Genomic DNA, 13,442 nt, shown 5'->3' on the forward strand with positions numbered 1-13,442 from the left:
GCTAAAGTTTAAAGATACAATTTTTACTTAGATCTTAGATTCAATTTTGTTTTGTAACTTCACAATACGAACCAACAAAACAAACACATGAAAACCAATGTATTAATTATCATATTTGCCATAGCATGTTTTTCCTGCAAAAATGATGTCAAACAAGTCCCTGAACAAGATATGAAAAACGATTCCCTTGCCCTAATGGAGCACGCCAAAGCCATACATGAACGTATAATCACCATTGATACCCACGATGATTTTGAGTTAAGTAATTTTACGGATTCCATCAATTATACCCAAGATTTAAGTTCGCAAGTAACCTTGCCCAAAATGAAAACGGGAGGATTGGATGTTATTTGGCTAATTGTATATACGGGCCAGGACACCCTAACAAATGCAGGCTATAAAAAAGCTTATTCTCAAGCGATGTCTAAATTTGATGCCATCCATAGATTGGTTGACGTGTATGCGCCAGACCAAATAGAATTGGCTTTAACGTCAGATGATGTTAAACGAATCCATGCTTCTGGAAAAAAGGTAGCGATGATTGGTGTCGAGAATGGTTTTCCAATTGGATTGGATATTAAAAATGTTGAAAAGTTCTACAATCTAGGAGCACGATATATGTCCTTGGCACACAATGGCCACAGTCAGTTAAGCGACAGTCATACAGGAGAAGCAGATGACGTTTGGCTTAATAACGGATTAAGTGATCTTGGAAAAGAAGTGATTGGTGAAATGAACCGTTTGGGGATGATGATAGATGTGTCACATCCTTCCAAAGAAGCCATGAAGCAAATGATTGCACTAAGTAAAACACCAATTATAGCTTCACATTCGGCAGCTAGGGCCTTAAGTAATGAAAGTAGAAATCTGGACGACGAACAGTTGCAATGGTTAAAACAAAATGGTGGTGTGGTACAAGTGGTTGCTTTGGATGATTACTTAAACATCAACAAAATGAATACCAGGAACAAGAAAATAATAAGCATACAAAAACAAGTGGCTGATTCCTTAGGTGTTAAGTGGTACGCATCAAAAGAGGAAGTCATGGCGTTGAAACCACAAGAACAAAATGATTTTTTTGGATATTATAAAAAAGTGCTGGACTTGGCTAATGCCAAAGCCAATAAAATTGAAGGCTTCCCTCCTAACGTAAATGTATCGGATTTAGTAGATCATATTGATTACATCGTTGAAAAAATTGGCATAGAACATGTTGGTATTAGTAGCGATTTTGATGGTGGTGGTGGCATTGAAGGTTGGAATGATGCTTCTGAAACCTTTAATGTCACTTTGGAATTGGTAAAACGTGGTTATACCGAAGAGGAAATCGACTTGATTTGGGGTGGGAATTTGTTGCGTGTATTGGACGAAGTTCAGGCTTATGCAAATTCTTTAAAATAAACCAGCTCAGTTCTAACAAAGTCGATAACACCAGTTATTATTATCTATTTAAGAATTCGTTCAGTTATTATTGAATAATTTTGCCACGAACACACGATTTAATTTTTACATCAAATTCATGTGTTCGTGGCAATAATACTAATAAGCCAGCAACTCCTTCAAAGCTGTTTCAAACTTGCCTTTTGCTAAATATTGCGTTTCCAGTTGATTGATAAACGGAATAGGTGTTTCCATACTTGCCACACGTTTTACTGGTGCATCTAGGTCTTCAAAACAGTTTTCCATAATCAGGGAAGAAATATCCGAAGCAATACCACCAAACAAGGAATCTTCCTGTAAAACAATGGCACGACCGGTTTTCTTAACTGAAGCATAAATGGTTTCGGTGTCAAGAGGCTGTAAAGTCCTTAAATCTATAACATCTGCTTGAATGTCTGGATTGTTCTCCAGAGTCTCCAAAGCCCAATGTACTCCTGCTCCATAAGAGATTATGGTAACCTCATTCCCTTCTTTTAAAAGAGAAGCTTTTCCAAAGGGAAGTGTAAAGTAATTGGTTGGAACTTCTTGTCTGATGCTTCTATATAAGGCTTTATGTTCAAAGAACAATACAGGATTTGGATCATTGATGGCGGTTGCCAATAAACCTTTGGCATCTAAAGGAAATGCTGGATAAACCACTTTTAAGCCAGGTGTTTTGGTAAACCATGCCTCATTGGTCTGCGAATGAAAAGGGCCTGCAGCCACTCCAGCACCACAAGGCATCCTTACTACCACATCGGCTTCTTGGTTCCATCTATAATGTGATTTGGCCAAATAATTGACCACAGGGTTAAAACCAGACGTAACAAAATCTGCAAATTGCATTTCAACAACAGCTTTCATACCTGCAATGGATAAGCCCATTCCGGCTTCTACGATGGCAGATTCACAGATAGGCGTATTTCTTACACGATCTTTCCCAAATTGCTCAACAAAACCTTCGGTAATTTTAAAAACACCACCATATTCTGCAATATCTTGACCCATAATCACCAAATTATCATGTTGCTCCATGGATTGCTTTAAGCCTTCGGAAATGGCATCAATCAAACGGAGTTCCTTGGTGTTTGTATTTTGCGTAACTTCTTTATATTCAAAAGCTTTGTATACATCATTTAACTCAACGCTTTCATCTGGAACAATGGTTTTTTCATCAAAGGCCATTTGAAGGTGTTCATTGATTTCATGAACAATAGCTTCTTTAATAGCAACTTCTTCCGTTTCGGTTAAAAGCCCTTCCTCTTTAAGGTAAGCCTGATAATTTTCTAAAGGGTCTTTTTTAGCCCAAGCGTCCATTAAATCTTGAGGCACATATTTGGTACCACTAGCCTCCTCGTGCCCACGCATTCTAAAGGTTTTAAACTCCAGCAATACAGGACGTGGGTTTTGCCTGATGCTTTCAGCAAAGTCCCTTACTTTGGTGTAAACTTCAATGATGTTGTTACCATCTATAATATGGGATTCCATACCATAGCCTAAAGCACGATCTGCAATATCTTTACAGTTGTATTGTTCATTTGTTGGCGTGGAGAGTCCGTAACCATTGTTTTCCACACAAAACATAACAGGCAATTGCCAAACCGAAGCCACATTTAATGCTTCATGGAAATCGCCTTCGCTGGTACCACCTTCTCCAGTAAATACAGCTGTCACCTGATTTTTATTTTGAAGTTTGCTTGCCAGGGCAATCCCATCTGCAACACCCAATTGTGGTCCCAAATGGGAAATCATGCCCACAATCTTGAATTCTTGTGTTCCAAAATGAAACGACCTATCGCGACCTTTGGTGAAACCATTTGCTTTTCCTTGCCATTGACTGAACAAGCGATGCAATGGGATCTCCCTAGTTGTAAAAACCCCTAGATTTCGGTGCATGGGTAAAATATACTCCTCCTTTTTTAAAGACATGGTAACTCCCACGGCAATAGCTTCTTGGCCAATGCCAGAAAACCATTTGGAGATTTTGCCCTGACGTAATAGAATAAGCATTTTCTCTTCTATTAATCTGGGCTTAAGCATGTTTTTGTATAATTCCAATAATTCGGTGGAATCCAAATTAGCTTTATTGTATTGTATTACAGTAGGTATAGACACGTGCGTACTCATAAAAATTGTTTGTCAAATATAGTATAAATTGAGAATTACAATCTAAATTCTTAAAATAATTAGTGTTCAAAACTTTATAATGTTTTCGTACATTTGTAATACATACTTATTAAAATAGATACCATGAATAATATACCTAGTGTTAATTTAAACGATTTCACTTCGGGAGATCCAGTAAGAAAGCAAAAGTTTGTTGATGAAATTGGTAAAGCTTATGAAGAGATAGGCTTTGTTGCCTTGAAAGGCCATTTTTTGGATGATGCCTTAGTGGATAAACTGTATAGTGAAGTGAAAAAATTCTTTGCACTTCCTTTGGAAACCAAACAGAAATATGAAATAGAAGGCATTGGTGGTCAAAGGGGATATATCTCTTTTGGAAAGGAAAGCGCCAAAGGCAAGAAAGAAGGCGATTTAAAAGAGTTCTGGCACTTTGGGCAGTATGTGGAAAACAATCCGAAACTGGAAGCAGAATATCCAAAAAACGTCGAGGTTGAAGAGCTTCCGGAATTTAATAAAGTAGGTAAGGAAACTTATAGAATGCTGGAAAAAACTGCCAAATATGTATTGCGTGCCTTGGCTTTGCATTTGGGCTTGGAAGAAACCTATTTTGACAATTACATCCATAATGGAAACAGCATCTTAAGACCTATCCACTATCCTCCAATCTTAGAAGAACCAAAAAACGCAGTTCGTGCTGCAGCTCATGGAGATATCAACCTCATTACCTTGTTAATGGGTGCCCAAGGACGTGGTTTGCAAGTTCAAAACCATAAAGGCGACTGGTTGGATGCTATTGCAGAACCTGATGAATTGATGATAAATGTTGGCGACATGCTTTCCAGGCATACCAACAACAAACTAAAATCTACCATTCACAGGGTAATCAATCCACCAAGGGAACTTTGGGGAACCTCGCGATACTCCATTCCGTTTTTTATGCATCCTGTGAGCGATATGAAATTGGATGTTTTGGAAAGTTGTATAGATGAAGATAACCCAAAACAATTTGAAGATATCACTGCAGGAGAATTCTTAAACGAACGTCTTGTTGAGTTGGGATTAATCAAGAAATAGCAGCTATGGATTTACAGGATCAATTAAAACAACTTTTTCCGGACCATAAACCAGACCCATCCACCCAAGAACCTGAGGAAGAAACCCAAGGTCTATGGATGCAAGAGGATCCTATTATCTGTAAATATGAAAAACGTAAAGGCAAACCCATTACCATTCTTGAAGGTTATACTGGAGCCACAGAAGATTTTAAAACCTTGGCCAAAGAGATAAAAACCACCTTAAGTGTTGGAGGCAGTTTTAAAGATGACAAAATCATGATTCAAGGGGATTTTAGGGATAAGATCATGGAAATCCTTAAAGATAAAGGTTTTCAGGTAAAACGTGTTGGAGGATAATGAGCCAAAACACCTTGCATATAACCAATGGAAGTAGTTTAACCACCTACTTAAAAGAACTTGATATTCCTGGAGAGATATTAACTTGGCAGGAAATGTTGTGTGAAGGGCCTACTGCCAGAAATATAGATTCTGAAGAATTTTTAGCAAAACGAAAAGCCTTTTTAAACGAGTTTTACCAAATAGAAATCAACGAAACCGAGTACAAAAATGAATTGGCCATTTTAGATAATTCGGAAGCGTTTACTGAAATCATCCTTTGGTTTGAATACGACTTGTTTTGTCATATCAATCTCTTGGCGGTTATTAAATTGCTGAAAGAAAAAAACATCAAACTCCCACTCTATTTGGTTTGCAGCGGAAGGGTTAAGGGAGAAACCGAACTGAAAGGACTTTCAGAATTGAATTCAGAGCAATTGTTGCAACATTACAAAGACAAAGTAAAATTAACGGAAGCTGATATTGACATGGCCATTTCCATTTGGGATATTTACTGTGGGAAAGACCATAACCTATTAAAACCTTATATCACGCAAAAGTCCTCTTTTAAATACCTTAGCAACTGTTTGAAAGCACATTTAAAACGGTTCCCGAACTTAAAATCCGGATTGAATGCCTTGGAAAAAAACATTCTTAGCATCATAAAAGAAAAAGAAGTAAAATCCAGAAACCAGTTAATGGGCTATGTGCTTAATTACCAAGGATATTATGGCTATGGAGATTTGCAAATTTACCGTTTAATAGATTTGCTTCAAATGTTTTACACGGAAGAAAACAACAAGATAAGTCTAAATAGAAAAGGTCATGAAGCTCTAATAGGCAATCATAATTTTTCTTATCAAATAAATAATAATTTGACTTTTGGAGGCATCAATCGCTTAGATTTTTCATACGATAGTCACACCAATAAATTAATTAAAACCCCATTAAATGTCAATTAAAGATTCAGAATTAATTTTAAATCCAGATGGTAGTATCTATCATTTAAATTTAAAACCAGAACATATTGCACACGATATCCTTTTGGTAGGAGACCAAGATCGTGTAGAGAAAATCACCAAACATTTTGACAGCATTGAATTTGCTACTCAAAAAAGAGAGTTTAAAACCCAAACAGGATATTATAAAGGCAAGCGATTAACGGTTCTTTCCACTGGCATTGGACCCGATAACATAGATATTGTTTTAAATGAGTTGGACGCTTTGGTGAATATCGATTTAAAAACCAGAAAACCTAAAGAGACCCATACCAGTCTTAATTTTGTTCGTGTTGGAACGTCCGGTTCTTTGCAAGCCGATGTGCCTGTAGATGGTTTTGTTATCAGTTCTCATGGATTGGATTTAAATGGCATGTTGCATTTTTATAAAATAGATGACATTAGCAACCCAGAAATAGAAGAAGCTTTTGTTGCATTTACGAACTGGAATAACAAAAAAGCACGTCCTATAGTTATAAACAACAGTAAAAAATTGGAAGCAATTTTTGATGGCAATGAGGTATATAAGGGTTTAACAGCAACAGCAGGTGGTTTTTACGGCCCACAAGGGCGTGTGTTGCGATTGCCTTTGCAAGATCCAGATTTGAACAAAAAAATGGACACCTTTAGCTTTAATGGCATGAGAATTACCAATTTTGAAATGGAAACCTCTGTTATTTATGGTTTATCCAAACTGCTTGGTCACCATGCACTTTCATTAAATGCCATTATTGCCAACAGAGCCACAGGACAATTCAGTAAAGACCCAAAAGCTGTAGTGGAAAGACTTATTGCCTACACACTAAATAAACTGGTGTGATTTTTTTAATGCCTTTTGTATGGCAAATCAAATAATTTAAATGAAAACAATTCATATTGGAGGTGTTCCAGAGCATTTTAATTTAGCCTGGTATTTGGCACTTAAAAATGGGGATTTTAAAAAAGCTGGAATCAACTTAAGATGGGAAGATTATCCCAGTGGCACTGGAGCAATGACCAAGGCCTTAAGAAAAGGAGACATTGATTTGGCTGTTATTTTAACCGAAGGCATCATTAAGGATATCGTAGAAGGCAATCCCAGCAAAATAATACAAACCTTTGTTCAAACCCCATTGATTTGGGGAATACATGTGGCTGCAAAATCAAATTACCAAACCATAGACCATTTAAAAGGAACCAAAGCTGCTATCAGTCGTTTTGGTTCTGGATCTCATTTAATGGCCTACATCAATGCCCAAAACAATCAATGGAATGTGAATACGGATTTAGACTTTGAAGTCGTTAAAAATGTGGAAGGTGCTGTGGAAGGTTTAACACAAGGTAAAGCCGATTATTTTATGTGGGAAAAATTCATGACCAAACCACTGGTAGATAAAGGTATCTTTAGACGTGTGGGAACCTGTCCAACGCCTTGGCCATGTTTTGTGGTTGCAGCTAGAATGGAGTCTTTGAAAACGCATCGCGATGAAATTAAAACCATATTGGAGATAATTAACCGTATTACAATAGATTTTAAAAACATCGCAGATATCGATAAGGTCATAGCCAATAGATACCATCAAAAAATTGAGGATGTGCAAGCGTGGTTATCCCTTACAGAATGGTCTCAAGACCTTATTTCAGAAGAAACCATACATAAAGTTCAAGATCAATTGTTGGCTTTGAATATTATTCCAAAAAAGTTGAATTATTCCGATTTGGTGACTCAAATCTAGTCTGTGATTTTAACATAAATATTCCTTAAGGATTTTTAAAATCAGCTAGAAATCACTGCTTTAAAAATGGCTTTTTTCAGAAAATGTTAAAAAATATTTAATTTTTAACAATGAATCTCTTATATTTGTCGGTACAGGAGTTTAAAAAAAACAATTGCTTATGCTATTAACAATTACTTTAATCCTTTCTTTTTTAGTTGCCGTAAATTTTTTATTGCTGTTTTTTAGTTGTAACAAAACCACGCGACGTACTGATACTGTACAAAAACAGACAACCATCATTATTAAACCTGAGACTACCACGCAACAGGCTGTAAGCCAACTTGCTCCAACAGGTAGTTAGTTTTACTAAAATGTTTATTTCCAAACCAAAAGCCTCTATTGGCACTTAATGGAGAAGGATGTCCTGTTTCCAAGATAAAATGTTTGTGTTTGTCTATTAATTTTGCCTTCTTTTTCGCATATCCTCCCCAAAGTAAAAAGACTACTTGCTCTTTATGTTCATTAATTATTTTAATTACAGCATCTGTAAACTGTTCCCAACCTTTTTTTTGGTGACTTCCTGCCTCTCCTTCCCTAACGGTTAGTGTGGCGTTTAATAAAAACACACCTTGGTCTGCCCATTTGTTTAGATTACCACTTTTGGGATAAGGAATGCCTAAATCCTGTTCCAGTTCTTTAAAAATATTTATTAAAGAAGGAGGATGTGCCACATCTTCATTCACCGAAAAACACAATCCATGTGCTTGTCCATTTCCATGATAAGGGTCTTGACCTATAATCACCACTTTTAAATTTTTAAAGGAAGTATGTGAAAACGCATTAAAGATGTCTGTAGCTGGAGGAAAACATGTGTTGTTTTCATATTCTTTGGAAATGAAATTGGATAAGTCCTGAAAATAAGGTTTTTCAAATTCTTCCTTTAAAAAAGGCAACCAACTTGGGTCTACATTAATTGTCATTTTATATCTTCGCTTTTAAGTTTCAACTAAAATAATACTATCTATATTCTAATTAAAATAATAAACACTTGAAAAATATAAAATTCCCAACAGCACAAACCATTTTATTGTTAATAGCAGCTATTGTAGCCCTTTTAACTTGGGTTATTCCTGCTGGAAAATACGATTCACTTTCTTACAACAAAGACACCAATACCTTTACTAGAAGCAGTATGGAAGGTTCCACCACCTTGGAGGCTACTCAAGAAACCTTGGAAACATTACAGGTGAAAATTCCTTTGGAAAAATTTACCAATGGAGACATATGGAAACCTATTTCCATTCCCAATACCTATCAGGAAGTGGAGCCAAGGCCTCAAGGGCTTCTCGCGTTTTTTAAATCGCCAATCAAAGGAATTATAGAAGCTGCTGATATTATTTTTCTTGTATTGATTATAGGAGGTTTAATTGGAATCATGAATCTTACAGGAGCTTTTGATGCAGGTATTTCATGGTTGGCGAAAACGTTAAAAGGTCATGAGTATGTCCTTATTATTTTGGTAACCATCTTGGTTGCATTAGGAGGTACTACTTTTGGCCTGGCAGAAGAAACCATAGCCTTCTACCCTATTTTAATCCCCATGTTCCTGGCAGCAAAATATGACGCCATTGTACCGTTGGCAGCTATTTATATAGGTTCCTCCATTGGTACCATGTGTTCAACCGTAAACCCATTTAGTGTCATCATTGCTTCTGATGCTGCTGGCATTAACTGGACCACAGGATTCTCGGGAAGATTGATAATGCTTATTCTGGGAACCCTTATCTGTATTATTTATATTTTACGATATGCCAATAGAGTTAAAAAAGATCCTTCAAAATCCATTATCTATAGCCAAAAAGAACAAATTGAGGCTATGTTTGGAACCACTTCCAATGCTACTGTTGTATTGACCACTCGATTACGTCTCATCCTATTTGTGTTTGCCATGTGTTTTGTGGTAATGATATATGGGGTTTCTCAACTGGAATGGTGGTTTTTGGAAATGACAACGGTCTTTTTTGTTGGAGCCATTCTTATAGGTATTATTGCTAAAATTCAAGAAGCCAATTTTGTGGAAACCTTTGTTAAAGGCGCTGGAGATTTATTGGGAGTTGCCATTATTATTGGAATTGCAAGAGGTGTTTCGGTGTTGATGGAAGACGGTTTTATTAGCGATACTCTTTTGTTTCATTCCAGCAACCTAACCGAAGGGATGAACAAAGGTCTTTTTGCCAACGTTATGCTTTTTATTTATGGAGGGTTATCATTTTTTATCCCTAGTTCTTCCGGAATGGCTGTATTGACCATGCCTATTATGTCGCCACTAGCCGATACAGTAGGTTTTGGCAGGGAAATTATTGTGAATTGTTATCAATATGGAATGGGATTATTTGCTTTTATTAACCCAACAGGTTTAATTTTAGCATCTTTAGCCATTGTAAAAGTAGGATACAACAAATGGCTGAAATTTGTGATCCCGTTGGTTGTTATCCTAACAATTTTCACCATGATAGCTTTAACCATACAAGTGTATCTTTAAGACCTATTGATTTGTAACACTGTTTAAAAACTCCAAAATTTTAGTGTTGACCACCTCTGGCTGATCTACAGATAAAAAATGTCCTGCATTTTCAATTTTATCTCCTTGTCCATAAGGGATTAATTTTCTGGCCATAACCAGTGTTTTATCGTTATTTATCATGTCATCATCTCCTATTAATACCAAAACTGGCATTTTTAAGGATTCAAAATCTTTTTTTGAGAATGGTTGCATGTCCATAACAAACTTATTGATGGAGTCTTTTTCCACACCAATGTAATATTGTTCCAAATAGGTTTTATTGATGTTGTCCACATTGCTGGACATGGACTTTAAGTTTTGTTCCATTTGCTTTTCTTTTGATGATAAGGCATAAATGATATTTTTAAGCAAATCGGCACTTGGTCTTATCCAAATAAAGGTTTGGGCAGGACTCAACAAAGTCATGCTTTTTATTCTGTCTTGATGGTTTAAGGCTAAATTTACGGCTAACCAACCACCTCTGGAAGCTCCAATAATATGATAGCTCTCCAATTTAAGCTTGTTTAGGATTTCTTGATACCAAGCTGCAATTTGCGTTACATTTTCTATGTCATTGGTTTTATAGGATTTTCCTGGTTCCAAAATAAAATCGATGGCAAACACACGATATTCCTGGCTTAAGGCTTCTATATTAGGATACCACATGGTAGAACTGGCATTCATTCCATGCAATAAAACCAAAGGTTCACCAGATTCCGGACCACTCACAACCACATGTGCGGTACCATAGGTTGTAGGTATGTATAATTCCTCATAAGGCACCTTCCATATTTTTAATGTGGCATCATAAGCATCAAAATAAGGCTTGTTTTCTTGGGAAGGTGACGTGATATATTCAGGCTTTTTAGTGTATTTTAAATAGTCTTTTTTGCAACTTACCATCATTGCAAATATGAACACCAAGCTAAAAAAAATTCTATATTTCATATATAATATGTTAGTCTTTCAAAATTAATCAATATAAATGGTATCAAATAATAAGCTTCCTGTTAGTTTTAAAACATATTGTGTAAATTAGCATGTTTTAAAAAAAGTTGCTTTTAGAAGCAAAAAAACATGATACACATTCATAATAAAACCCTTCAAGACCTAGAATTTTCAACTGTTTTGCAACAAATAAGCGAATTGTGCATTACAGCTTTGGGTCATGAACAAACTTTAAAAATTGAACCATTTAAAAGTAAGGAAGCCGTTTTAAACAGTTTAACGCTAACGAATGAATTTTTAGCTTCATTTTACAACGACAACCGAATTCCCAATCATGGTTTTGAAACCATAGCCAAAGAACTAAAGCTGCTAAACATTGAAAACACTTATTTGGAAGCTCATAGCTTGAAGAAAATTGTGGCTATTTCCTTGACCTCAAACGAGATCATCAGGTTTTTAAAAAAGTTTGAGGAATATTATCCAAAATTAAATGAATTTGCTTCAAATATTGAAGTCACCAAAGTTCTTATTGATCAAATAGACCTTATTATTGATAGATTTGGAGATGTAAAGGATACGGCATCACCTCTCCTTTCAGAATTAAGACAGGAGATCAACAAAATTAAAGGTAAAATCAATCAGAGTTTCACCACAGCGTTAAACAGCTACCATCAGCTCGATTATTTGGATGACATCAGGGAATCGGTTGTGGACAACAAACGTGTGCTTGCCGTTAAAGCCATGTACAGACGCAAGGTAAAAGGTGCCATTATGGGAGGAAGTAAAACAGGTAGCATTGTGTATATAGAACCTGAAACCACCTTACAGCACACCAGGGAATTAAACAATTTGGAATATGAAGAACACGAAGAAGTTATTAGGGTTTTAAAGTCCTTAACAAACTTTATTCGGCCGTTTTTGCCACTTTTGAAACAATATCAAGAGTTTTTAACCGAAATGGATGTGATTTCTGCCAAAGCCAAATATGCCAAATCCTTGAACGCTGTTTTACCAGAAATCAACACCAACCGAAAATTGTTTTTACGTGATGCCTATCATCCCTTATTATACCTTAGTAATTTAAAAAAGAAAGCCAAAACCTATCCTCAAAGTATTGAGCTAAACCAGGAAAATAGAATCATTGTGATTTCCGGGCCCAATGCTGGAGGAAAAAGCATCACGCTTAAAACGGTTGGTTTACTGCAATTAATGCTTCAAAGTGGTATGTTAATTCCGGTTCACGAACGTAGTAGCGTGTATTTATTCGATAGGATTATTACAGATATTGGCGATAATCAATCTATAGAAAACCATTTAAGCACCTATAGCTATCGCTTAAAACAGATGAACTATTTCCTGAAGAAATGCAATAAAAACACTTTGTTTTTAATTGATGAATTTGGAACAGGTTCTGACCCTGAGTTGGGAGGTGCTTTAGCAGAGACGTTTCTTGAAGAATTTTATCATCGTGAAGCCTTTGGGATTATTACAACCCACTACTCCAACCTTAAAATTTTAGCCAACGAGTTGCCCTATATGCAAAATGCCAATATGATGTTTGATGAAAAAACCCTGGAACCCATTTATAAATTGGCCTTGGGACAGGCAGGAAGTAGTTTTACTTTTGAAGTGGCTCAAAAAAATGGGATTCCCTACGGTTTGATAAACAGGGCCAAAAAGAAAATAGAAAAAGGCAAAGTACGATTTGATAGAACCATAGCTAAACTACAAAAGGAGCGTTCCAAATTAGAAAAAACAGAACAATCCTTAAAAGTCAATGAGCGAAAAAAGCAAAGTGAAGCCGAAAAATTGGAAGAAATCAATGCCAAAATCCAAAAAAAACTGGAAAGTTATCAAGAATTGTATGATAGCAATCAACGTTTAATATATTTAGGACAAAAAATAGACGATCTATCGGAAAAGTATTTTAACAACAAACAAAAGCGGGATTTGATGAATGAGTTGTTCAAAATCGTTCAAATTGAAAATTCCAAGCGAAAAAAGGTTTCTGTAAAGCAGAAAAAAGCAGAAAAAGCCAAGGAAAAACAAGTAAAGCAAGAAGTAGAGAAATCGGTTGAAGTTATTCGAAAAAAGAAAAAGGCAGCCAAGAAAAAAGAAGCTTTAAAACCACCTACACCCAAACCAACTTTAAAAGTAGGAGATCGTGTAAGACTGGAAGATGGTCGCGCTGTTGGTAGCATAGACAGTATAGAAAAAAATAAAGCCATAGTTAATTATGGCATGTTTACAACCAAAGTAAGTTTGGAACAGTTGGAACTGGTAGAAGCCATAAAGTAGC

Annotated in this window: 11 protein-coding genes; 8 read left to right on the forward strand and 3 right to left on the reverse strand. The window is 36.0% G+C overall.

The genetic code is table 11. From position 1 onward, the window contains the following. Positions 1–87 precede the first annotated feature (87 nt). Complete coding sequence (locus tag D778_RS11055) at positions 88–1,401, forward strand: dipeptidase (RefSeq protein ID WP_007650667.1); 1,314 nt, start codon at positions 88–90, stop codon at positions 1,399–1,401. Between the two features lie 138 nt (positions 1,402–1,539). Here D778_RS11055 and D778_RS11060 read toward each other — a convergent pair whose 3' ends face one another. After that, positions 1,540–3,546 (reverse strand): alpha-ketoacid dehydrogenase subunit alpha/beta, encoded by a 2,007-nt coding sequence (locus D778_RS11060; RefSeq protein WP_040492262.1) that lies wholly within the window; start codon positions 3,544–3,546, stop codon positions 1,540–1,542. 123 nt (positions 3,547–3,669) lie between these two features. Here D778_RS11060 and D778_RS11065 point away from each other — a divergent pair, with 123 nt between their 5' ends. The 5 genes from D778_RS11065 to D778_RS11085 are packed head-to-tail and all read left to right on the forward strand — an operon-like array spanning position 3,670 to position 7,650. Continuing rightward, on the forward strand, positions 3,670–4,620 hold the full coding sequence (locus D778_RS11065) for an isopenicillin N synthase family dioxygenase (protein WP_007650669.1): 951 nt from the start codon (positions 3,670–3,672) through the stop codon (positions 4,618–4,620). 5 nt (positions 4,621–4,625) lie between these two features. Beyond that, on the forward strand, positions 4,626–4,958 hold the full coding sequence (locus D778_RS11070) for a translation initiation factor (protein ID WP_007650671.1): 333 nt from the start codon (positions 4,626–4,628) through the stop codon (positions 4,956–4,958). Then, positions 4,958–5,899 (forward strand): DUF1835 domain-containing protein, encoded by a 942-nt coding sequence (locus D778_RS11075; RefSeq protein WP_007650673.1) that lies wholly within the window; start codon positions 4,958–4,960, stop codon positions 5,897–5,899. The genes D778_RS11070 and D778_RS11075 overlap by 1 nt, the downstream gene beginning before the upstream one ends. Further along, positions 5,889–6,755 carry a nucleoside phosphorylase gene (locus D778_RS11080; protein ID WP_007650675.1) on the forward strand — a complete coding sequence of 289 codons (867 nt, stop codon included), beginning with the start codon at positions 5,889–5,891 and terminating at the stop codon, positions 6,753–6,755. The genes D778_RS11075 and D778_RS11080 overlap by 11 nt, the downstream gene beginning before the upstream one ends. A gap of 40 nt (positions 6,756–6,795) precedes the next feature. Further along, positions 6,796–7,650, forward strand: a complete 855-nt coding sequence (locus tag D778_RS11085; RefSeq protein ID WP_007650678.1) for a substrate-binding domain-containing protein — start codon at positions 6,796–6,798, stop codon at positions 7,648–7,650. A gap of 296 nt (positions 7,651–7,946) precedes the next feature. Here D778_RS11085 and ung read toward each other — a convergent pair whose 3' ends face one another. Then, positions 7,947–8,612, reverse strand: coding sequence for a uracil-DNA glycosylase (ung, locus tag D778_RS11090; protein WP_007650679.1), 666 nt, complete (start codon positions 8,610–8,612; stop codon positions 7,947–7,949). A 68-nt stretch (positions 8,613–8,680) separates the two neighbouring features. Here ung and D778_RS11095 point away from each other — a divergent pair, with 68 nt between their 5' ends. Then, the gene (locus D778_RS11095) at positions 8,681–10,174 is read left to right on the forward strand and encodes a YfcC family protein (RefSeq protein WP_007650680.1); all 1,494 of its coding nucleotides are present in this window, start codon (positions 8,681–8,683) and stop codon (positions 10,172–10,174) included. Positions 10,175–10,177: 3 nt separating this feature from the next. Here D778_RS11095 and D778_RS11100 read toward each other — a convergent pair whose 3' ends face one another. Further along, positions 10,178–11,143 carry an alpha/beta fold hydrolase gene (locus D778_RS11100; protein ID WP_040492264.1) on the reverse strand — a complete coding sequence of 322 codons (966 nt, stop codon included), beginning with the start codon at positions 11,141–11,143 and terminating at the stop codon, positions 10,178–10,180. 129 nt (positions 11,144–11,272) lie between these two features. On the opposite strand from D778_RS11100, the gene D778_RS11105 reads away from it, so the two are divergent. Further along, positions 11,273–13,441, forward strand: a complete 2,169-nt coding sequence (locus tag D778_RS11105) for an endonuclease MutS2 (protein ID WP_007650683.1) — start codon at positions 11,273–11,275, stop codon at positions 13,439–13,441. Position 13,442: the final 1 nt, after the last annotated feature.

The sequence above is a fragment of the Xanthomarina gelatinilytica genome (genome assembly GCF_000348685.1).
Lineage (GTDB): Bacteria > Bacteroidota > Bacteroidia > Flavobacteriales > Flavobacteriaceae > Xanthomarina > Xanthomarina gelatinilytica.